Origin of the sequence: Streptacidiphilus sp. MAP12-33 (assembly GCF_041261265.1) — a bacterium.
Taxonomy (GTDB): Bacteria; Actinomycetota; Actinomycetes; order Streptomycetales; family Streptomycetaceae; genus Streptacidiphilus.
Genome location: NZ_JBGCCA010000008.1, coordinates 168,134 through 188,330 on the forward strand (window position 1 = coordinate 168,134; position 20,197 = coordinate 188,330).

At 71.3% G+C, this 20,197-nt stretch carries 23 protein-coding genes and 1 riboswitch; of the genes, 12 read left to right on the forward strand and 11 right to left on the reverse strand.

The genetic code is table 11. The annotated features are described in order from the left end of the window. Nucleotides 1–166: 166 nt before the first annotated feature. Complete coding sequence (locus ABH931_RS11005) at nucleotides 167–1,408, reverse strand: FAD-dependent oxidoreductase (RefSeq protein WP_370112168.1); 1,242 nt, start codon at nucleotides 1,406–1,408, stop codon at nucleotides 167–169. 68 nt (nucleotides 1,409–1,476) lie between these two features. Between ABH931_RS11005 and ABH931_RS11010 the strand changes: the two genes are divergently transcribed. Then, nucleotides 1,477–2,607, forward strand: coding sequence for a hypothetical protein (locus ABH931_RS11010; RefSeq protein WP_370112169.1), 1,131 nt, complete (start codon nucleotides 1,477–1,479; stop codon nucleotides 2,605–2,607). A 1-nt stretch (nucleotide 2,608) separates the two neighbouring features. Here ABH931_RS11010 and ABH931_RS11015 read toward each other — a convergent pair whose 3' ends face one another. The 5 genes from ABH931_RS11015 to ABH931_RS11035 all read right to left on the reverse strand — a co-directional run bounded on the left by ABH931_RS11015 (nucleotide 2,609) and on the right by ABH931_RS11035 (nucleotide 6,611). Then, nucleotides 2,609–3,124 (reverse strand): hypothetical protein, encoded by a 516-nt coding sequence (locus ABH931_RS11015; RefSeq protein ID WP_370112170.1) that lies wholly within the window; start codon nucleotides 3,122–3,124, stop codon nucleotides 2,609–2,611. Between the two features lie 82 nt (nucleotides 3,125–3,206). Next, nucleotides 3,207–3,614 (reverse strand): peptide-methionine (R)-S-oxide reductase MsrB, encoded by a 408-nt coding sequence (gene msrB, locus ABH931_RS11020; RefSeq protein WP_370112171.1) that lies wholly within the window; start codon nucleotides 3,612–3,614, stop codon nucleotides 3,207–3,209. Between the two features lie 32 nt (nucleotides 3,615–3,646). Further along, nucleotides 3,647–5,062, reverse strand: a complete 1,416-nt coding sequence (murC, locus tag ABH931_RS11025) for a UDP-N-acetylmuramate--L-alanine ligase (protein ID WP_370112172.1) — start codon at nucleotides 5,060–5,062, stop codon at nucleotides 3,647–3,649. A gap of 118 nt (nucleotides 5,063–5,180) precedes the next feature. Next, nucleotides 5,181–5,651 carry an indole-3-glycerol phosphate synthase gene (locus tag ABH931_RS11030; protein ID WP_370112173.1) on the reverse strand — a complete coding sequence of 157 codons (471 nt, stop codon included), beginning with the start codon at nucleotides 5,649–5,651 and terminating at the stop codon, nucleotides 5,181–5,183. 114 nt (nucleotides 5,652–5,765) lie between these two features. Further along, entirely contained in the window at nucleotides 5,766–6,611 is an 846-nt protein-coding gene (locus tag ABH931_RS11035) for a pyrimidine reductase family protein (RefSeq protein ID WP_370112174.1), read from the reverse strand. Between ABH931_RS11035 and zapE the strand changes: the two genes are divergently transcribed. Then, the gene (gene zapE / locus ABH931_RS11040) at nucleotides 6,612–7,718 is read left to right on the forward strand and encodes a cell division protein ZapE (RefSeq protein ID WP_370112175.1); all 1,107 of its coding nucleotides are present in this window, start codon (nucleotides 6,612–6,614) and stop codon (nucleotides 7,716–7,718) included. Next, entirely contained in the window at nucleotides 7,715–8,269 is a 555-nt protein-coding gene (locus tag ABH931_RS11045) for a nitroreductase family protein (protein ID WP_370112176.1), read from the forward strand. Before zapE ends, ABH931_RS11045 begins: the two co-directional genes overlap by 4 nt. Here ABH931_RS11045 and ABH931_RS11050 read toward each other — a convergent pair. Further along, nucleotides 8,266–9,057 (reverse strand): class I SAM-dependent methyltransferase, encoded by a 792-nt coding sequence (locus ABH931_RS11050; RefSeq protein WP_370112177.1) that lies wholly within the window; start codon nucleotides 9,055–9,057, stop codon nucleotides 8,266–8,268. The genes ABH931_RS11045 and ABH931_RS11050 overlap by 4 nt on opposite strands. 113 nt (nucleotides 9,058–9,170) lie before the next feature. Between ABH931_RS11050 and uvrB the strand changes: the two genes are divergently transcribed. From uvrB to ABH931_RS11070, 4 genes are all read left to right on the forward strand, one after another. Further along, a complete protein-coding gene (gene uvrB / locus ABH931_RS11055) occupies nucleotides 9,171–11,249 on the forward strand; it encodes an excinuclease ABC subunit UvrB (protein ID WP_370112215.1) in 2,079 nt (692 codons plus the stop codon). Nucleotides 11,250–11,371: 122 nt separating this feature from the next. Beyond that, complete coding sequence (locus tag ABH931_RS11060) at nucleotides 11,372–11,950, forward strand: TerD family protein (RefSeq protein WP_370112178.1); 579 nt, start codon at nucleotides 11,372–11,374, stop codon at nucleotides 11,948–11,950. Nucleotides 11,951–12,099: 149 nt separating this feature from the next. After that, a riboswitch (cyclic di-AMP (ydaO/yuaA leader) is annotated at nucleotides 12,100–12,265 on the forward strand. 4 nt (nucleotides 12,266–12,269) lie between these two features. Then, nucleotides 12,270–13,442 carry a family 16 glycosylhydrolase gene (locus tag ABH931_RS11065; protein WP_370112179.1) on the forward strand — a complete coding sequence of 391 codons (1,173 nt, stop codon included), beginning with the start codon at nucleotides 12,270–12,272 and terminating at the stop codon, nucleotides 13,440–13,442. Between the two features lie 172 nt (nucleotides 13,443–13,614). Further along, nucleotides 13,615–14,622: a TerC family protein gene (locus tag ABH931_RS11070; RefSeq protein WP_370112180.1), complete on the forward strand. Its 1,008-nt coding sequence runs from the start codon at nucleotides 13,615–13,617 to the stop codon at nucleotides 14,620–14,622. On the opposite strand, the gene ABH931_RS11075 is transcribed toward ABH931_RS11070, so the two are convergent. Further along, nucleotides 14,602–15,564: a TauD/TfdA dioxygenase family protein gene (locus ABH931_RS11075; protein ID WP_370112181.1), complete on the reverse strand. Its 963-nt coding sequence runs from the start codon at nucleotides 15,562–15,564 to the stop codon at nucleotides 14,602–14,604. The two genes, ABH931_RS11070 and ABH931_RS11075, sit on opposite strands and share 21 nt — an antisense overlap. A 112-nt stretch (nucleotides 15,565–15,676) precedes the next feature. Between ABH931_RS11075 and ABH931_RS11080 the strand changes: the two genes are divergently transcribed. The 4 genes from ABH931_RS11080 to ABH931_RS11095 are packed head-to-tail and all read left to right on the forward strand — an operon-like array spanning nucleotide 15,677 to nucleotide 18,055. After that, nucleotides 15,677–16,291: a TetR family transcriptional regulator gene (locus ABH931_RS11080; protein WP_370112182.1), complete on the forward strand. Its 615-nt coding sequence runs from the start codon at nucleotides 15,677–15,679 to the stop codon at nucleotides 16,289–16,291. 53 nt (nucleotides 16,292–16,344) lie between these two features. After that, the gene (locus ABH931_RS11085) at nucleotides 16,345–17,139 is read left to right on the forward strand and encodes an ABC transporter ATP-binding protein (protein ID WP_370112183.1); all 795 of its coding nucleotides are present in this window, start codon (nucleotides 16,345–16,347) and stop codon (nucleotides 17,137–17,139) included. Next, the gene (locus ABH931_RS11090) at nucleotides 17,136–17,873 is read left to right on the forward strand and encodes an ABC transporter permease (RefSeq protein ID WP_370112184.1); all 738 of its coding nucleotides are present in this window, start codon (nucleotides 17,136–17,138) and stop codon (nucleotides 17,871–17,873) included. The genes ABH931_RS11085 and ABH931_RS11090 overlap by 4 nt, the downstream gene beginning before the upstream one ends. Before the next feature lie 59 nt (nucleotides 17,874–17,932). Continuing rightward, complete coding sequence (locus tag ABH931_RS11095; RefSeq protein WP_370112185.1) at nucleotides 17,933–18,055, forward strand: hypothetical protein; 123 nt, start codon at nucleotides 17,933–17,935, stop codon at nucleotides 18,053–18,055. 75 nt (nucleotides 18,056–18,130) lie between these two features. On the opposite strand, the gene ABH931_RS11100 is transcribed toward ABH931_RS11095, so the two are convergent. Then, nucleotides 18,131–18,337 carry a cold-shock protein gene (locus ABH931_RS11100; RefSeq protein ID WP_370112186.1) on the reverse strand — a complete coding sequence of 69 codons (207 nt, stop codon included), beginning with the start codon at nucleotides 18,335–18,337 and terminating at the stop codon, nucleotides 18,131–18,133. A gap of 285 nt (nucleotides 18,338–18,622) precedes the next feature. On the opposite strand from ABH931_RS11100, the gene ABH931_RS11105 reads away from it, so the two are divergent. Beyond that, a complete protein-coding gene (locus tag ABH931_RS11105; RefSeq protein WP_370112187.1) occupies nucleotides 18,623–18,826 on the forward strand; it encodes a cold-shock protein in 204 nt (67 codons plus the stop codon). Between the two features lie 82 nt (nucleotides 18,827–18,908). On the opposite strand, the gene ABH931_RS11110 is transcribed toward ABH931_RS11105, so the two are convergent. Both ABH931_RS11110 and ABH931_RS11115 read right to left on the reverse strand, forming a co-directional pair. Further along, nucleotides 18,909–19,631 (reverse strand): FAD:protein FMN transferase, encoded by a 723-nt coding sequence (locus ABH931_RS11110; RefSeq protein ID WP_370112216.1) that lies wholly within the window; start codon nucleotides 19,629–19,631, stop codon nucleotides 18,909–18,911. 23 nt (nucleotides 19,632–19,654) lie between these two features. Next, a complete protein-coding gene (locus ABH931_RS11115) occupies nucleotides 19,655–20,182 on the reverse strand; it encodes an FMN-binding protein (RefSeq protein WP_370112188.1) in 528 nt (175 codons plus the stop codon). Nucleotides 20,183–20,197 lie beyond the last annotated feature (15 nt).

Here is a 20,197-nt window from a genome sequence, read left to right on the forward strand (position 1 = left end):
CCCCGCGTGGGCGCGAGCAACCACCGGCGTACGGATGGCCCTGCGCGTTCGGCCTGCCGGCTGCGTGGGTGGCTGCTCGCGCGCGCAGTTGATCGAGCAGGCAGTTGATCGTGCAGAGCCTCGCGGCCCCTGGAGGTGCGACTCACCCCTGTGCAGAAGTCAGAAGTCATCCGAGGCGGCGCAGGAGCCATGAGGCCAGGCGGCCCGTGCCCGTCTCCGCCTCCGCCTTGCGGCTCGCGGCCACCGCCGCGAAGCCGTAGTCGCGCATGCGTTCCTCGTACGCGCCGACCGCGGCGACCAGCGCGGCGGGGGAGTCGTCCCGGCGCTCCGTGAGGACGCGGCACAGCAGCGCCGCGTCCTGCAACGCCGTGTTCGCGCCGGAGCCGCGGGCGGGGCTCATGGCGTGGATCGCGTCACCGAGCAGCGTCACCCGGCTCGGCCGCCACGCGGGGAGCTCCTCCGCGCTGCGGATCACGGCGACGAAGGTGTCGGCGACGTCCGCCGCCGCGACGAGCTCGCGCAGTTGGGGGTGCCAGTTGCGTACGGCGCGGCAGGCGAGCGTGTGGAGGGTGGTCGGATCGGCTCGGTCCAGCGCCGCCTCCGACACCCCGAACTCGCGTGCCTGCGCGCTGACCGCCCACATCAGGTAGTCGGGGACCGGGGACAGGCGCGCCTCGGGCGCGAGGCGCGCCGCCGCGTGCGGCGGTTGCTCGCGGAGGCGGACGAGACCGGCGGCCACGCCGGTCCGGCCGCCGACGACCGCGGTGAAGCCGTGCAGCAGTGCCGGCGGCAGCAGCGCGCGGGTCCGTTCGGTGAGCGGAGTGCGGCCGTAGAGGGCCCGCCCGCCCGTGTCGTCGACGACGGCGTGCGGCAGCAGCTGCCGTCGCACCGCGGAGTGCACGCCGTCCGCGCCGACCAGCAGGTCCGCCCGCGCGGTGTCGCCGTCGGCGAAGCGGACCTGTACGCCCTGACCGTCCACGGCATAGCCGGTCACGGCGCGCCCGTGGTGGATCCGGTCCGCGAGCCCGGTGCCCAGCACCTCGCGCAGCGTCCGGCGATGCACGGACGTGCTCAGCGTGCCAGGCGCGTAAGGATCCTGGCCGCTCGCGTCGACGACCTCGTGCAGGACGCGGAGTCTCGGGCTCAGTACGGTGAAGCGCCGGCTGGGCAGTCCGCAGGTGGCCTGGAAGAGAGCGAGGAGGCCGGGCGGCAGGCACTGCTCCAGCGCGAGCCCCGCTCGCGCGTCCAGGTGCAGCCGGTACCCCTGCGGTCGCGCGTCCGGCCCGTCGTCGCGCTCGTAGACGTCGACCTCGAACCCCGACCGGCGCAGGCCCTGGGCCAGACAGAGCCCGCCGAGCCCGGCCCCCGCGACGGCGACGGACAGATCCCTCGCATGCACATCCCCCATGGGCGCGTTCTCCCCGCTCGACGGCGGGTTACTCAGGATTGTTGGATGAGTACTGGTATGTACGTTTCGTGAAGAATCGTCTCCTGGTCGCCTCCATCGGCGGCGCCTGCACGCTGGGCGCCGCGGCTGTCACTCTCGTGCCGTCGTTCAGCCTCAGCTCGGCCCTTGCCGCCCCGAACCCGGGTGCGTTGGCCAGCGCGACACTGGTCCAGCTGACGAACACCCAGGTCGACCCGATCAACCTGACCGCGTACTCCGGTGTGTACGGCACGGCGCAGAGCACCGTGGTCGGAGAGGACGACCCCGGTGACTTCAGCGACCCGGACGACATGCTCTCCCGGATCACCATCGCGACGAAGAACGACCGGACCTCCGCGCAGAGCGCCAAGTACTACGCCCAGTCCAACCTGACGGGTCTCCAGGTCGACCTGAACAGCAAGCCGCTGATCAGGCTCGGGGCGGCGGCGGGCTCGGTGTCCTCGATGGACTCCTACGCCGAGTGCGTCCCGCCGCCCTACGGCCCCTACGCGCTGGCCTACAACCGCACCGCGGGCAGCGTGATCACCGTGCTGGGCCGGCAGGTGCAGATCGGCACCAGCACCCTGACCGTCACCGGCGCCGACATGGGCGTGCCGACGATCGGGACGAGCACGCTGCGTGTCGTCGTCGCCCCGCACGAGGACCCGGCGACGCAGTCCCGTCAGTTCCGGGCGTCCGCGTGGCTCGACATCGACGTCTCCGGCACGCTGAACGACACCTCCGGCAACGAGGTCTACCGGGGGAAGATCACCCGTCTGCGCCTGGGCGAGGTCCACGCCGACTGCGGCGAGAACGGGCCCACCCCGACGCCCACCCCCACCGGGACCGCGACCGGCACGCCCACGCCGACCCCGACCAACTCCGTCAACAGCGGCTCCCCGACCCCGACCGAGTCGCCCACCGAATCCCCGACCCCGACCCCGACGCCCACGCCCACCGGCTCGAAGAGCCCGACGCCGAGCCCGACCCCGACCGGCTCCGGCACCACCACGTCCTCGCCCACGCCGCCGACCCCGACCCCCAGCACGTCCGAGGGCGGTGGTCTGGCCGACACCGGCGCCGACGGGTACACCCCGCTGCTGGCCCTCCTCGGTGCCGCGCTCGCCGCCACCGGTGCGGGCGTGTTCCGCTTCGGCCGCAGGGCGGGCCGCCACCTCTGAGTCAGGTGAAGCTCATGACGACGGCCCCGACGACCATGAACAGGACGAACAGCGGGAGCGCGAGCAGCACGAAGAGGATCGCGAGGCTGCCCACCGTGTCCGAGCCCGGCGGCTCGGCCCGGTTCAGCAGCACGAGGGCGGCCACCGGAACACCCAGCGCGTACAGGGAGACCAGCGCCCACAGGGCGAAGTCCAGAGCGGACTTCTGGTACGGGCGCCCGCCGACCATCCGGACCGGGACGCGGGTGCCCGCGGCGTAGTCCCGGCTCGCCATCTGAAGCTGGACCTGCGTCGCGGGGCCGCCGCCGTTCGCGACGTAGGTCCCGCCGCAGTTCACGGTGGAACCGGAGCCCTCGCCGCTGCCCTTGACCAGCCGACAGTCCGAGACCGTCACCACGCCCGTCGTCGGGCCGACCCCGAGCGCCGCGGCGATCCGTGGACCGGGAAAGGCCCAGACGAACCACACCGCGGCCGCCAGGAACGGCCCGACAAGGATCACGACCAGGAGTCGCGCCAAGAACTCGCCGAGTCTGTCCCCCCGAACCCCCATGACCCCGAGGACGCGCACCCGCGTCGTCGGGGTTCCGCGGGGACGGGGCCTACGCCTTCTCGGGGCGCAGCGTCAGCGAGATGGAGTTGATGCAGTACCGCTGGTCCGTCGGCGTGTTGTAGCCCTCGCCCTCGAAGACGTGGCCGAGGTGCGAGCCGCACTTCGCGCAGCGGACCTCGACCCGGCGCATGCCGTGGCTGTCGTCCTCGATGTACTGGACGCGGTCCTCGGCCAGCGGCGAGAAGTAGCTCGGCCAGCCGCAGTGCGAGTCGAACTTGGACTCCGAGCTGAACAGCTCGTTGCCGCAGGCGCGACACGCGTACACGCCGACCGTCTTGGTGTCGGTGTACTCACCCACGAAGGCGCGCTCCGTGCCGGCCTCGCGCAGCACCGCGTACTCGGCCGGGGTCAGCTGCCCGCGCCACTCCGCGTCGGTCTTCTCGATCTCGTAGCCCATGATCAAGCGCTCCTTCGGTCGGTCCGGCTCGCTCAGGCGAGGGTGTCCAGGCGGGAGAGGATCTCCGGGCCGAGGAAGGTGACGTCCCCGGCGCCCATCGTGAGAACGAGGTCACCCGCCTTCGCCATTCCCGCGACGAGGTCCGGCACGGCGGCCAGCGAGTGGGCGCCCTGCACGTCCGCGCCCTTGGCGCGGGCCGCCTCGATGACGATCTCGCTGGTGATGCCCGGGATCGGGTCCTCACGGGCGGGGTAGATGTCGAGCACGACCACCTGGTCGGCGAGCGACAGCGCCTCACCCATCTCCAGGCCCAGCTCGCGGGTGCGGCTGAACAGGTGCGGCTGGAAGACCACGACGACCCGGCCCTCGCCCGCGGCCTCACGGATCGCCTGAAGGTCGGCGGCGATCTCGGTCGGGTGGTGCGCGTAGGAGTCGATCACCTGGACGCCCGCCGCGTCGCCCTTGAGCTGAAGCCGGCGCCGCACGCCCTGGTAGCTGCTGAGCGCGGGCGCGAGTTCCGCCGCCGGGACGCCGAGCCGGACGCCCGCGGCGAGCGCCGCCACGGCGTTGTGCGCGTAGTGGCGGCCGGGGACGTTGACGGTGAAGGTCAGCTGCTCGCCCGCCGGCAGCGCGACGGTGACCTCGCTGGTCATGCCGCGCGGGGCGATCCTCAGGATGCGGAAGTCCGCGCCCTCGCTCTCGCCGACGGTGACGATGTCGAAGCCTCGGCCCGAGACGCGCGAGGCGAGCTCGGCGGCACCGGCGTGGTCGGTGTCGACCACCAGCGCGCCGCCCGGCACGATGCGGTCGGCGAAGGCCTCGAAGGACTCGAAGATCTCGTCCATCGAGGCGTAGTTCGCGTGGTGGTCCAGCTCCACGTTGAGGACGATGGCGACCTCGGGCGTGTACTTCTGGAAGCTGCGGTCGCTCTCGTCGGCCTCGGCCACGAAGATCTCGCCGGTCCCGTGGTGGGCGTTGCTGCCCGGCTCGTTCAGGTCCCCGCCGATGGCGAAGGACGGGTCCAGACCGAGCGAGGTGAGGCTGACCGCCAGCATGCTGGTGGTGGTCGTCTTGCCGTGGGTGCCCGCGACGGCGAGCGCGCGACGGTCCCGCATCAGCGCGGCGAGCGCGTCGGAGCGGTGCACGATCGGCAGGCCGCGGCGGCGTGCCTCGGCGATCTCGGGGTTGTCCTCCCGGATCGCGCTCGACACGACGATGGCACTGGCGCCGGCCGGCACGTGCTCGGCGGCGTGCCCGACGTGCACGTCCGCGCCGAGCTGGCGCAGCGCGAGCACGACCGTCGACTCCTTGGCGTCACTGCCCGAGACCTGCGCGCCCCGCAGCGCGAGGATCTTGGCGAGCCCGGACATGCCGGCGCCCCCGATCCCGATGAAGTGCGGTGCGGTGAGGGAAGCGGTGGCTGCGTGCGCAGCCGAGGCGTCGGTCATGGTGTCGGGCTCCGGGGGGTCGCGTCGACGACGGGCGGTCGCCTCGATTCTGCCGTATGCGCGGGAGCGCACGATGCAGGCGGGACGCTGCACCACCAGGGGCGGCGCGGGCCGGAGGCTAGGCCTGCTGGGCGAAGAGCTGGAGGACCGGGACGCCGACCTTGTGGCGGGCCTGGGAGGCCCAGTCGCGGTGGAAGAGGCCCTCGACCCAGTGCGGGGCGGCCAGCACGATCACCTCGTCCGCCGACACCTCCTTGACCAGGTCCTGCAGCCCCTCCAGCGGGTTGTGGTCCACGACCGCCCCCTCCGCGCCGCCCGCCCCGCCCTCGCGCAGCGCCCGGAGCGTGTGCTGGAGGGCCTGGTCCGCCGCGCTCAGCGCGGCCTGGCCGTGGGGTTCCTCCCGCTCCTTGGCGGCCTGCTCCAGGTAGCCGAAGGCCACGTCGTCGATGGCCCGCAGCAGCTCGTCCTGCTTGCCGCGCGGCTGCATCACCACGTGGAAGAAGACCGGCTCGTCGCCATGGAGTGTGGTGACCAGCTCGACGTCGGCGTCCGACAGCGCCTTCTCGATCAACAGAACGGTAGTGAACACGTGCGTCCTTCTTCCCTCGTCAGCCGGAGAACCTGTCGTCCAACCGCCACTGCGTGTGCTGCTGCTGTGCGCTGCCTTTGCATCCTCTCGCAATATCCGGAGGCGACCCCTCCGTTATTGCGCAATCTTCACGCTACGGGCGTACCGGGCGAAGAGGAAACCTTTCTCCTCCAGGAGCCCGATGAGTTCCATGCGCTGGGCGATCGACTTCGCGCCATGGGCGATCCGGGGCGCGTCGCCGGCCGCCAACAGGGGTGCGAGGGTCAGGCAGAGCTCGTCGAGATGGCCGCCCTCGGCCAACTGGCCGAGCAGCCGGGGACCGCCCTCCGTCAGCACGCGGGTCCAGCCGCGTTCGGCCAGTGCCGCGACCGCGCGGCCGAGGTCGACGCCCTCCGCGCCGGCCACCACCACGTCCGCGACCTCGCGGGCCGCCGCGAGCCGCGCGGGCGGGGCGGCCTCGGCCGTGACCACGACCGTCGGCACCAGCGGCGAGGTGAACAGCGGGAGCGTGAGGTCCAGGTCGAGGCTGTTGCTCACCACCGCGATCACGGGGGCAGGACCCTGGCCGCGCGCCGCGCGCCCGGCGGCGAATTCGGCGCGGGCCATGGCCGGGCGGTAGCCCTCGGCGCGCACCGTCTGCGCGCCGACCAGCACCACGTCCGCCAGCGCCCGCAGCACACCGAAGATCCGCTTGTCGGCGGCGGAGGAGAGGCCCTCGGAGAGCCCGTCGAGGCGGGCCGCGCCGTCCAGGCTGCTGACCATGTTGGCGCGCACCCACGGTCGTCCGGCGCCGGACCCGGTGCCGCCGGCCTCGGCCGGGTACGCGTACGCGGCGGCGATCGCGTCGAGGCTCCAGGGAGCGTCGCCCCCGGCGTCGACGCCGCTGTCGTGGCCGTCGTTCGGGCCCGGGCTGGAGGTGAAGTCCGTCACATCCGGGGCGTACGGAAGCAGTCTGCGCACATGGGGCAGTCTTCCACGCCCCTGTGGACCGTACCCTTGGGACTCGTGTCGCCTGCCCCTCACATAGCCCTGGCCGAGCGCCGACCCGTCGTCGCCGCGGAGCGGCTGATCGCCGAGATGATCCCGCCGCCCCGCTTCCAGCAGGCGCGCTTCAGCACCTACATCCCGGACCAGCAGCAGCCCAGCCAGGCCGAGGCCGTTCGGGTGCTGGAGGGCTTCGCCGCAGGACTGACCTCCCTCGAGGGCGCCGCTAAGCCGGCGAAGAAGCGCTGGTTCGGCCGGGCCGCCGTGCCCGCCCAGGCGTCCGGCCCCGGCGGCGTCTACCTCGACGGCGGCTACGGCGTCGGCAAGACCCACCTGCTGGCCTCCCTGTGGCACGCCACCCCGGGCGAGAAGGCCTTCGGCACCTTCGTGGAGCTGACCAACCTCGTCGGCGCGCTCGGGTTCCAGCAGGCCGTGCAGGCGCTCTCCGGGCACACGCTGCTCTGCATCGACGAGTTCGAGCTGGACGACCCGGGCGACACCGTCCTGGTCTCCACGCTGCTGACCCGCCTCGCCGAGGCCGGGGTCAAGCTCGCCGCCACCTCCAACACGCTGCCGGGCAAGCTCGGCGAGGGCCGCTTCGCGGCGTCCGACTTCATGCGCGAGATCCAGGGCCTGGCCTCCCGCTTCCGCAGCCTGCGGATCGACGGCCAGGACTACCGCCACCGCGGCCTGCCCGAGGCCCCGCCGCCGTACAGCGACGCCGAGGTCGCCCACCTCGCCGACGCCCACGGCGCGAGCGCCTCCCTCGACGACTTCGACGCCCTGCTGACGCACCTCTCCGAGGTCCACCCGAGCCGCTACGGCGCCATGCTCGACGGCGTCGACGCCGTCTTCCTGCGCGGCGTGACGCCCGTCGCGGACCAGAGCACCGCGCTGCGCCTGGTCGTCCTGGCGGACCGGATGTACGACCGGGAGCTCCCGATAGTCGCCTCCGGCGCGGCGTTCGACTCCATATTCAGCGAGGAGATGCTGAACGGGGGCTACAAGAAGAAGTACTTCCGCGCCATCTCCCGCCTCGTCGCCCTCGCCCGCGACAGCAAGCAGATCGTCGCCGCGGGTTGATCCATCCGCTGCTGGCGGCGCGCTACAGCCCGTACGCGTTCGCGTCGGGCCCGCGCGTCCCCGACGAGGTCGTCGACACGCTGCTCGACGCCGCCCGCCGGGCGCCGTCCGCGGGCAACTCGCAGCCGTGGGGGTTCCTGCCCGTGCGGCCGGGCGAGGCCGCGTACGCGCAGGTCGCCCCCCACCTGGCGCCCAGCTCCGCACGGTGGGCGCTGGACGCGGGGCTGCTGGTCGTCACGCTCACCCGGCGCTGGGTCGACGACCCGGAGATCGGCTACTCCGAGTTCGCCGACTACGACCTCGGCCAGTCCGTGGCCTACCTGACCGTGCAGGCGCAGGCCCTGGGCCTGCAGGTGCACCAGTTCCGGGCCTTCGACCTCGACGGCCTCACCGCCGAGCTGAAGCCGGCGCCCGGATGGGAGATCGTCTCCATGCTCGCGGTCGGCCGGGCGGCAGACGAGCCCGCCCCGGTCAGGGAGCGCCGCACCGTCGCCGACCTGACGACGGCGCCCTTCCGTACCGAGGCTCAGGACTGGCCCCAGACGCCCTAGACCCGGGCCGCCGCCATGATGTGCGCGCTCGATGCGATCAGGGCGAGGTCCTGTTCGGCGGCCCGGGCGGCGCGGAGTGCGGCGGTGACCAGGTCGTCGCGGTCCTCCACGAGCTCCGAGGCCAGCAGCGGCCAGAGCGGGCCCTCGATGCCGTAGACCCGGGGCTCGCCGAGGCCGGCCGCGCGGTACTCCTCCTGGAGCTCGGCGACGGTGTGGAAGTAGGCGACGGTGAAGCCGGTCTCCGGGTCGTTCACGCCGCTCTCGGCCAGCTCCGCGGCGAGCCGCCCGGCCGCCTCGTCGGTCGGCAAATGACCGAGAGCGGAGAGGTGCAGCAGCGGCGAGTGGCGTGAGATCACCGCGGCCAGCACCACGCCGCCGGGCCGGACCACGCGCCGGGCCTCGCGCAGCGCCGCGATCCGCTCCTGCCGGTCCGTGAGGTGGTAGAGCGGCCCCAGCAGCAGTGCCGCGTCGTAGGAGTCGTCCGGCTGTTCCAGGCTGCGGGCGTCGCCGTGCGCGGCGGCGAAGGAGCCGTAGCGGGAGGCCTGCTCGACGTGGAGGGGGACGGGGTCCAGCAGCGTCACGTCGTGGCCGCGTGCCGCCAGCTCCGCGGCGTGGACGCCGGGGCCGCCGCCGATGTCGAGGACCCGCGCCGGGCCGGTGGGCAGGTGGCGGTCCAGCAGCTCCAGCGTGCGCAGCCGCTCCACCCGGCCGCGCGCGTTGCGGTGCAGGCGCTCGGCCTCGCAGTAGTCGTCGGTGTAGTACTCGATGATCTGCCGGGGGATGCTCATGACGAGATGCTGCCAGCGGGCCGACGGGCGGCGCCTTCGAATATCGGGGCCGTTTGTCAGTGCCGGGTCGTACGGTTGGTGGCGTGAGACCCACCACCGATCTTCAGCGGTCCATGGCGCCCTTCGAGGTCGTCAGTCCCTACCAGCCCAACGGCGACCAGCCCACCGCCATCGCGGAGCTGGAGCGCCGGGTCCGCGCGGGTGAGAAGGACGTCGTGCTGCTCGGTGCCACCGGCACCGGCAAGTCCGCCACCACCGCGTGGATGATCGAGAAGCTGCAGCGGCCCACGCTCGTCATGGCTCCGAACAAGACGCTCGCCGCCCAGCTGGCGAACGAGTTCCGCGAGCTGCTGCCCAACAACGCGGTCGAGTACTTCGTCTCGTACTACGACTACTACCAGCCCGAGGCGTACATCGCGCAGACGGACACCTACATCGAGAAGGACTCCTCGATCAACGAGGAGGTCGAGCGGCTGCGCCACTCGGCCACCAACTCGCTGCTGACCCGGCGCGACGTCATCGTGGTCGCCTCCGTCTCCTGCATCTACGGCCTCGGCACGCCGCAGGAGTACGCGGACCGGATGGTCCAGCTCAAGGTGGGCGACGAGATCGACCGGGACGCGCTGCTGCGCCGTTTCGTCGAGATCCAGTACAACCGCAACGACGTCGCCTTCACCCGCGGCACCTTCCGCGTGCGCGGGGACACGATCGAGATCTTCCCGGTCTACGAGGAGCTCGCGATCCGGATCGAGATGTTCGGCGACGAGATCGAGGCCCTCTCCACCCTGCACCCGCTCACCGGCGAGGTCATCAGCGAGGACGAGTCGGTCCACGTCTTCCCCGCCTCCCACTACGTCGCCGGCCCGGAGCGCATGGAGCGCGCCATCACCGGCATCGAGGCGGAGCTGGAGCAGACGCTCGCCACGATGGAGAAGCAGGGCAAGCTGCTGGAGGCCCAGCGGCTGCGCATGCGCACCACGTACGACATCGAGATGATGCGTCAGATCGGCACCTGCTCCGGCATCGAGAACTACTCCCGCCACATCGACGGGCGCACCGCCGGCACCGCGCCGAACACCCTGATGGACTTCTTCCCCGAGGACTTCCTCCTCGTCATCGACGAGTCCCACGTCACCGTGCCGCAGATCGGCGCGATGTACGAGGGCGACGCCTCGCGCAAGCGGTCCCTGGTCGAGCACGGCTTCCGGCTGCCCTCGGCCATGGACAACCGGCCGCTGAAGTGGGAGGAGTTCGTCGAGCGCATCGGGCAGACGGTCTACCTCTCCGCCACGCCGGGCAAGTACGAGCTCTCCCGCTCGGACGGCCAGGTCGAGCAGATCATCCGCCCGACCGGCCTGATCGACCCGGAGATCGTGGTCAAGCCGACCGAGGGCCAGATCGACGACCTGGTCCACGAGATCCGCAAGCGCACCGAGAAGGACGAGCGCGTCCTGGTCACCACCCTGACCAAGAAGATGTCGGAGGATCTCACCGACTACCTGCTGGAGCTCGGCATCCGGGTGCGCTACCTGCACAGCGACATCGACACGCTGCGCCGCGTCGAGCTGCTGCGCCAGCTGCGCGCCGGCGACTACGACGTGCTGGTCGGTATCAACCTGCTCCGTGAGGGCCTCGACCTGCCCGAGGTCTCCCTCGTCGCGATCCTGGACGCGGACAAGGAGGGCTTCCTGCGGTCGCCCACCTCCCTGATCCAGACGATCGGCCGTGCCGCCCGTAACGTCTCGGGCCAGGTGCACATGTACGCGGACCGGATCACCGCGGCGATGGACCACGCGATCAGCGAGACCAACCGGCGTCGCGAGATCCAGCAGGCGTACAACACCGAGCACGGCATCGACCCGCAGCCGCTGCGCAAGAAGATCGGCGACATCCTGGACACCCTCACCCGCGAGGACATGGACACCGCCGAGCTGCTCAGCACCGGCTACCGCCAGGGCGGCGGGGGCGGCCGGGGCCAGAAGGCGCCGGTGCCGGTGCTCGGCCTCAAGGCGGACGCCAAGGAGGCCAGGAGCCTGCCGGCCGCCGAGCTGGCCGAGCTGATCGCGGAACTGACGGAGCGTATGCACAATGCGGCCGCCGAATTGCAGTTCGAGATGGCGGCCCGCCTGCGTGACGAGGTGAACGAACTGAAGAAGGAGTTGCGCCAGATGCGCGAAGCCGGAATGGCCTGAGTGTTCGACGCCCGTTTTCTTCACCCGTCCTTCGGGCCGAGCGCCTATGGTGCTCGATAGAAGCTGCACAGGGAACGGACAACGGTCCACGGGCGTCCGACACATGTGGGGAGGGCCGAGCCATGTCGGTGAGTCTGAGTACGGGCCAGCGCATCCGTCTCGAGGGGCCGGAGGGGGAGGCGGGCCCGCCGGTGATCCGGCTCGGGCTCGGCTGGCAGGGGGCGCCACGCAAGGGGTTCTTCGGGGGGCGGCGGCGGGAGCGGGAGGTCGACCTGGACGCCTCCGCCGTGCTCTACGCCAGCCGCACCCTGGCCGACGTGGTCTTCTTCCGGCACCTGGTCAGCAACGACGGCTCGGTGCGGCACGCCGGGGACCGACGCAGCGGCGGCCTGGACACCGAGTCGATCAGCGTGGACCTGGGCCGCGTCCCGCCGCACATCACGCAGATCGTCTTCACGGTGAACTCCTACAACGGGCAGAGCTTCGCCGAGGTCCAGCGCTTCCACTGCCGGCTGGTCGACGAGGCGTCCGGCGCCGAGCTGGCGCGCTTCACCCTCAACGGCGGCGGGGAGCACAGCGGCCAGGTGATGGCGAAGGTCGACCGGGACGAGGACGGCGCCTGGCAGCTGACCGCGATCGGCGTTCCAGCGCAGGGGCGCACGTTCCAGGAGATGCTGCCGGTCATCGAGCAGTACCTGTGACGGTCGGTGCGGTCGGTGCGGTCGGTGTGAGAGAAGTCTCTTAGCCGACCGAATGTTTGGAGTCGATCTTTATATCTGCCTAATGTGCGGGGGTCCGCCCCCACAGTCGGCGGACACCCGCATCGGGCACGCCGAGTCCAGCCCCTCGATGCCGGGAAACGACGAGTCACCAGGGCCGGAGCGGGGGAACCACAGGTAAGCCGCCCCTGCCCTTTTCCGGGCCGGGGCTCGGGGTGAAGCCGCGTGCGCGCGGCCGGGCCACTACTTCTCCGGCCCGAATCCGACAGCTCACCTCGCAGGCGTCGGAGAGGCCCACCTCATGCGCCGCACCCTGTCGACCCCTGCCCGCATAGCCGCGCTCACCGCGGCGCCCGCCCTGCTGCTCGGCGGCGTCGCCGCCACCTCGGCCCAGGCCGCGACGCCCCGCGTCAGCGAGACCGGCCTGACCGCCACGACCACCGCCTCCGGGACCACCGCCAAGCTGACGGTCACGTCGAGCTCCTGCGTCACCTTCCGCTCCCTGGGCGTGGCGGTCCGCGACGCGGCCGGCAACAACCTGGACTTCCCGCAGTGGCACAGCAACGCGCGGGTCTGCTCCGGCGGTCTGACCCTCACCGCCTCCCGCCAGTTCCCGGCCGGCAGCTACACCATGTTCGGCGCCTACCTGGACACCGCCGGCACCTGGCACAACCTGGCTGCCAAGACGCTGACCGTCGGTGGATCCAGCACCAAGCCGACGCCCGCGCCGACGCCGACGCCCACGCCCTCCCCGTCGACCCCGGCCGCCGCCGGCTCGATCCCGGCCGGTGTGGCCTCCTCCAGCACGCCGATCTGGTCGGACGAGTTCAACTCGCTGAACACCAGCCGCTGGGTCTCCAGCACCACGACGTCGTACCAGTACGGGAACCACAACCCGAGCGACAACAAGCTCGACTGGCTGGACCCGAACGACGTCTCCGTCGCGAACGGCGTCGCCACCTTCACCGCGCAGCCCAGCTCGCACACCCTGGAGAACGGCAAGCAGGCCTGGACCACCGGTCTGCTGACCACGGAGGGTTCCCAGGAGGGCTTCCAGGTCAAGACCGGCGACTACGTCGAGTCCCGGATGAAGCTGCCGACCGGTCAGGGCGCCTGGCCGGCGCTGTGGACCTGGAAGAACGGCAACGGCGAGATCGACTCCTTCGAGTACCACCCGGACAACCCGAACCTGCTGGAGCTGACCAACCACGTCAACGGCGGCGGGACGTACTACACGAACGCGAACGCGATCAAGCCGGGTGGCTGGGTCACCATCGGCACCAAGTACGGCGCGAACTCGGTCGACTGGTACGTCAACGGCGTCAAGGTCTACTCGGACAACACGGGCGTGGGCGCCAACTGGTCCGCCTACCTGATCCTCAACCTGTCCCTCTCCGCCGGTCAGTACCACCCGGCGCCGAGCGGCAGCACCCCGATCACCTTCTCCGTCGACTACCTGCGCGTCTACCACTGAGGTTTGTTAATCTGGTCGGGTAAGCGGAGGGGAGTACTCCCTGAAACGACACGTCCGTCATCACGGCGGTGCCTCGGCACCTCCCGGGCGTGTCGGCCCGGCCGGTTCCCGGCAGGGCGGAGGAGACCTCCGGCAGTGAAGCACGCTCGCTTCTGCCGGAGGAAGGACGTCCGTGGACGTTTCCGTGGCCATGTGGGTCACCACCATCGTGGTTCTCGTCGCCCTGATCGCTGTCGACTTCTTCGTCGGCGGCCGCAAGCCGCACGAGGTCTCCATCCGTGAGGCGGCCGTCTGGTCCGCGATCTGGATCGGCCTCGCCGGGTTGTTCGCCGGCTTCCTGTGGTGGCACTCCGGTTCCGCGCCGGCCGGGCAGTTCCTCGCCGGGTACGTCACCGAGAAGTCGCTCAGCGTCGACAACCTCTTCGTCTTCGTGCTGATCATGGCGAAGTTCGCCGTCCCGCGCGTCTACCAGCAGCGGGTACTGATGATCGGGGTGCTGATCGCCCTGGTGCTGCGGGCGGTCTTCATCGCGGCCGGCGCCGCCGTGATCGCCTCCTTCTCGTGGATCTTCTTCCTCTTCGGGGCCTTCCTGATCTGGACCGCCTGGAAGCTGATCAAGGAGGCCCGCGGCGGCTCCCCGGACGAGGAGTACGAGGAGAGCAAGCTGATGCGCGCGGTCGAGCGCCGCTTCCCCACCACGGACGGCTACCGCGGCACCCGGCTCACCGTCGTCGAGGGCGGCCGCCGCCTAGTCACCCCGATGCTGCTGGTGATCCTGGCCATCGGCACCACCGACGTGCTCTTCGCGATGGACTCCATCCCCGCGATCTTCGGGCTGACGCAGGACGCCTACATCGTCTTCACCGCCAACGCCTTCGCGCTGATGGGCCTGCGCCAGCTCTACTTCCTGGTCGGCGGACTGCTGGACCGGCTGGTCCACCTCTCCTACGGCCTGTCGATCATCCTCGGCTTCATCGGCGTGAAGCTGCTCCTGCACGCCCTCCACGAGGCGGGCGTCCACGCCGCGCCGGAGATCGGCACGCCGCTCTCGCTCGCCGTCGTGGTCGGCGTCCTCGCGGTCACCACGGTGACCTCCCTGATCGCCTCACGCCGGTCGGCCGCGCGCCCGGCGGCGCCCGCGGCCGACGCGAAGGAGATCTCAGGAGCGGGGGAGCGCTAGCTCCTCCAGTTCCGCGGCCGGGACGATCCCGGCGACGCGTGGCGGCTCGGCCGGTTCCAGGAGCCGGCTGGGCTGCCCGTCGACGCCGACGGGCAGGTCGCCGTCGAGGGTGATCCGGCGGACCAGGCGCGGCTCGTCGCCGTAGTCGTTGACCGCGTAGTGCTGGGTGGCGCGGTTGTCCCAGATCGCGACGTCGCCGACCTCCCAGCGCCAGCGGACGGTGTGCTCGGGCTTCTCCACGAAGCGCTGGAACAGGGCGATCAGCTCGCGGCTGTCGTCGCTGGCGAACCCGACCAGGCTCTGGGTGAAGGCGCCGAGCAGGATCGTCTTCTCCCCGGTGACGGGGTGCACCCGCACCACCGGGTGCTCGGTCTTGAACGCGGTCGACACGAAGACCTGCCGGAACAGCTCCGCGACCTCTCGGTTCTCGGCCAGCTCCGGCCGCAGGCCGAGCCGCGCCGCGTAGTCGAAGTCGTTGGTGTGGACGGCCCGCAGGTGCTCGGCGAAGACCTTCAGGGCGGGCGGCAGTGAGCGGTAGGCGGCGGCGGTGTTGGCCCAGATCGTCTCCCCGCCGGCCGGTGGCAGCTCGACGGCCCGCAGGATGGAGGCGGCCGGATAGGAGGGCACGAAGGTCACGTCGGTGTGCCAGTTGTTCGCCCGCACGCCCTTGGTGGCGTCCAGCTCGAAGACGTATCGCCCGTCCGCGGCCGGGACGGTCGGGTGCCCGACCGGCTGCCCGAGCAGTCGGGCGAAGGCCTCGTGGCTCGCGTCGTCGAGGTGGTGCTGACCCTTGAAGAAGATCACCTTGTGCGTGTGCAGGGCCGCGCGGATCTGCGTGACGGTCTCGGCCGACAGCTCGCCGCCGAGCTTCACCCCGTGCGCGAGGGCGCCGATGCGACCACCGAGTTGCGTGAGTTGCAAGGGAGTTGGGGCCGTTGCCATGGCGTTCACCCTTCCGATGAGAACGTGTTGCAGCTCATCGTGGACCCGCGACGTTGCAGAGTCATGGCTCGTGCATGAAGGATCATCCGACAGCGTCGGCAAGGATGAGGGCATGAGCGAGAAGGAAGAGGCCGGGGCGCAGGCCCCGCGCCGTACGGGGCGCCGACCCGGTGGCGCCGACACCCGCGGCGCGGTCCTGGAGGTCGCCCGCGCGGAGTTCGCCGCCCGTGGCTACGAGCAGACCAGCATGCGCGGCATCGCCCGCGCCGCCGGGGTGGACGCCGCCCTGCTGCACCACTACTTCGGCAGCAAGGAGGGGTTGTTCCTGGCGGCGCTGGACTTCCCGATCGATCCCTCCGCGGTGGTCGAGCTGGTCCTGTCCGGCGACCGTGACGGGATGGGCGAGCGCCTGGCGCGCTTCGTCCTCGCCCTGTGGGAACAGCCCGAGGTCCTTCACCGGCTGCTGGCGGTGTTGCGCACGGCGGTCGGCAGCGAGCAGATCGCCGGGATCCTGCGCGAGTTCATGGTGCGCGAGCTGGTCCTCCGCCTCGCCGCCGACCTGGGCGGTCCGTCCCCCGAGCTGCGGGCGGAGCTGGTGCTCTCCCAGATCATCGGCCTCGCGGTGGCCCGCTACGTCATCGGTGCCGAACCCATCGCCTCCGCGACGCCGGACGAACTCGTCCCCCTGCTCGCCCCGACGTTGCAGAACTATCTGGCAGTCGAGTAGGTCGGGCGGTTCCGGTTCTTGACCGCAGGGGGCTCGGGCGCCAAACTCAGCGCATGATGAATTCAACGCCCGCGATCGACGTGCGCGGGCTGCGCGTCACGCGGGGCGGTAGGCCCGTGCTGCACGGGATCGATCTGGTGGTCGAGCGCGGCTCGGTCACGGGGCTGCTCGGACCGAGCGGCTGCGGAAAGACGACGCTGCTGCGCAGCGTCGTCGGAGTGCAGCGGGTCGAGAGCGGGGAGGTGCGGGTGCTCGGGCTGGCGGCGGGGGCGCCGGCCCTGCGGGACCGGGTCGGCTACGTGACGCAGGCACCGTCCGTCTACGCCGACCTCACCGTGCTCGCGAACCTGCGCTACTTCGCCGAGGTCCTCGGCGCGCCGAAGGGTGATCCGGCGCGGGTGCTGGAGGAGGTCGGCCTGACCGAGCACGCCGGGGACCTCGTCGGTCGGCTCTCCGGAGGCCAGCGGGCCCGCGTCTCCCTCGCGGCGGCGCTGCTCGGCACACCTGAGCTGCTGGTGCTCGACGAGCCGACCGTCGGGCTGGACCCGGTGCTGCGCCAGGAGCTGTGGCAGCTGTTCCACCGGCTCGCCGCGGGCGGCGCGACGCTGCTGGTGTCCAGCCACGTCATGGACGAGGCCGCCCGCTGCACCGCGTTGCTGCTGATGCGCGAGGGGCGGCTGCTCGCCCACGACACCCCGCAGGCGCTGCTCGCCGCGACCGGCGCGGCGGACATCGAGCAGGCCTTCCTCACCCTCGTCGCCGGAGCCGCACCAGCATCCGGGACCGCACCAGCATCCGGAGCCGCACCAGGACTCGGAAGGGCAGCCGGAACGGAGGACGGCCGATGAACCCGCACCGCACGCTCGCCACCGCCCGCCGGGTGCTGCTGCAACTGCGCAGCGACCCGCGCACGATCGCCATGCTGCTGCTGGTCCCGTGCCTGCTGATCGTGTTGCTCAAGTACGCCTTCGACGGGCGGCAGGAGGTCTTCGACAGCCTCGGGGCGCCGTTGCTCGGGATTTTCCCGATGATCGTGATGTTCCTGGTGACCGCGGTGGCCACGCTGCGCGAGCGCACCACCGGCACCCTGGAGCGGCTGCTGACGATGCCGCTCGGCAAGCTGGACCTGCTGCTCGGCTACGCGCTGGCGTTCGGGCTGGTGGCCCTGGTCCAGGGGCTGCTGGCGTTCGGGCTGACGGTCGGTCTGCTCGGGCTGAGCGTCGCGGGGCCGAGCTGGGCGCTGCTCGCCGTGGCCGTCGCGGACGGCCTGCTCGGGATGGCGCTCGGGCTCTTCGTCTCCGCGTTCGCCGCGACGGAGTTCCAGGCCGTGCAGTTCATGCCGGCCTTCCTGCTGCCGCAGCTGCTGCTCTGCGGGCTGTTCACGCCGCGTGACACCATGGCGGGCTGGCTGCGCGCGATCTCCGACGTGCTGCCGCTCAGCTACGCCGTCGACGCGATGAACAGGATCACCACGCAGAGCGGATTCGACGGCGCGCTCGCCGTGGATCTCGTGGTGGTGCTGGGCTGCACGCTGCTGGCGCTGGCCCTGGGCGCGGCGACGCTGCGGCGCCGAACGGTGTGACAGGACTGGCCGCCGTCCCGGGTCTGCCCTAGGGTCCGAAGGGACGAAAGGGGCGAACCGTGAAGGTCCTGGAGATGATCGGGTTCTCGATCGCTGTCATCGCCATCTGCGCGGGACTGCTGGTCTTCCTCATGGGCGGCTTGAGGTTCCCGAACGAGGGCCGGTCCAAGCACCAGCACTGAGCACGCGAGAGCGCCCCGCACCGGCCTGCCGGTGCGGGGCGCTCTCGCGCGTGCTGACGTCGGTCAGCTGCGAGGTCAGCTCTGCGGCACGATGTTCTCGGCCTGCGGGCCCTTCGGGCCCTGCGTGACGTCGAACTCGACCTTCTGGCCCTCGAAGAGCTCACGGTAGCCCTGCGAGCTGATGTTCGAGTAGTGGGCGAAGACGTCGGCGCCGCCGCCGTCCTGCTCGATGAAGCCGAAGCCCTTCTCGGCGTTGAACCACTTCACGGTTCCGGTGGCCATAGGTTTCCCCAATCTCCAGAGTTGGTCGGCCCGTTGCGGTCTTGCGAGGGCCGAGTCGCCGGAATGATCACCCTGGTCCGGAGAGACCTCAGAAAGCACGAACGCCCGTGATCGCGATCACGGGCGGTGAAGCTTAGGGAACCACGACTGCAACTCCCTCAAGCCTACAGGATCGGCCTTTGCCTCACTCTTCGGCGTGGCGGAAGCGAAAGGTCGTAGCCCGTTGATCGCGGAACGTGTACCGTCTTGCCTTGCATCACCGCAGAACGAGGAGAAATACAGATTATGGCGACCGGTACCGTCAAGTGGTTCAACGCCGAGAAGGGCTTCGGCTTCATCGAGCAGGACGGCGGCGGCGCCGACGTCTTCGCCCACTACTCGAACATCAACTCTTCCGGCTTCCGTGAGCTGCTGGAAGGCCAGAAGGTCGAGTTCGACGTCACGCAGGGCCAGAAGGGCCCGCAGGCGGAGAACATCACCGTCATCTGACGCCACCCGGCTCACGTACGACGCCCCGCAGCGGCTGGTCCGCTGCGGGGCGTCGTCGTGTCCGGCCTGCCCCCGGGCGGCCTCAGACGGAGAAGCGCAGGTACTCGCTGGTCGCGCGCTTCGGTGCGGCGGGGTCGGGGAGGATCGCCAGCGCCTCCAGATCCGGCTGCCGCTCGACCCAGGCCAGGCCCGCCTCCGGGCCCATGGCGAACGCGGCCGTGGCACAGGCGTCGGTGCGGGCCAGCCGGGCCGGGCCGGAGGTGACCAGCGTCAGCGAGAGCAGGCCCGTCGCGGACTCGCCCGTGCGCGGGTCGAGGATGTGGGCGCCGCGCTCGCCGGTGCCCGAGGTGGCGACCACCAGATCGCGCCCGGCCAGCACGGCCGCCAGCGAACCGGGGCGGAACGGGTCGGCCACGCCGATCCGCCAGGGCCCGCCGACGGACTGCACGTCGCCGCCGCCGTTCACGCAGTGCTCCGTCGACCCGGCCTCGCACAGCAGTGCGCAGGCTTGCTCGACGGCCCAGCCCTTGACCCAGCCGCTCGGGTCCAGCCGGCCCTCCGGGTAGGCGCTGAACCAGCCCTCGGTCAGCTTCTCGATCTCCGCGCAGCGGTCCAGCACCTCGGCGAGCTCCGCGCTCGCGTTCGTCAGGGACGCCTCGCCGTGCACGATCCGGCTCACCTCGCTGTCCGCCCGGTAGGGCGAGAAGCGGGCGTCGATCGCGTGCAGCCGGGCGACGGCCTCGCGCAGCGCCTCGTCCACGGCCGGGCTCGGGTCGCGGACCACGAACGAGAAGACCGTGCCCATGACGTGCTCGGCGTGCTTGGTGATCACTTGAGCCCCGCCTGGTCGAGGGCGCTCTGCAGTGACTGGGTGTAGCCGTCGCTGGTGTAGGTGGCGCCGGAGACCGCGTCGATCTGCGCGCTCTGGGCGGCGAGCGCCTCCTGGTTGAGGACGGGGAGCGCGTAGCTGTTGATGTCCACGTCGCGCTGCATCCCGTTCGGGTACTGCAGCACGTCGATCTTGCTGATCTTGCCGTTGCTGAGGTCGATCCGGACCTGGACGGGGCCGTAGCGGGTGTCGACGGCGGTCCCGGTGTAGCTCCCGCTCGACGTCTTGGAGGTCTTGGAGGTCTTGGACGTCTGGGACGAACTCGACGAGTTGGACGAGCTCGACGAGTTCGTGTCGGTGTTCGTCGAGGTCGTCGAGGAGCCACCCGAACCGCCGGAGGTGCTCGAACCCCCGGAGCTGATGACGGGTGCCTGGGACGCGGCCGACTGCGAGCCGTGCGGCTTGAGCGACAGGAGCAGGACGACGCCGGCCGCCGTGGCGGTGGTCGTGACGATGGCGCGACGCATGGCGGGCCTCCGGTG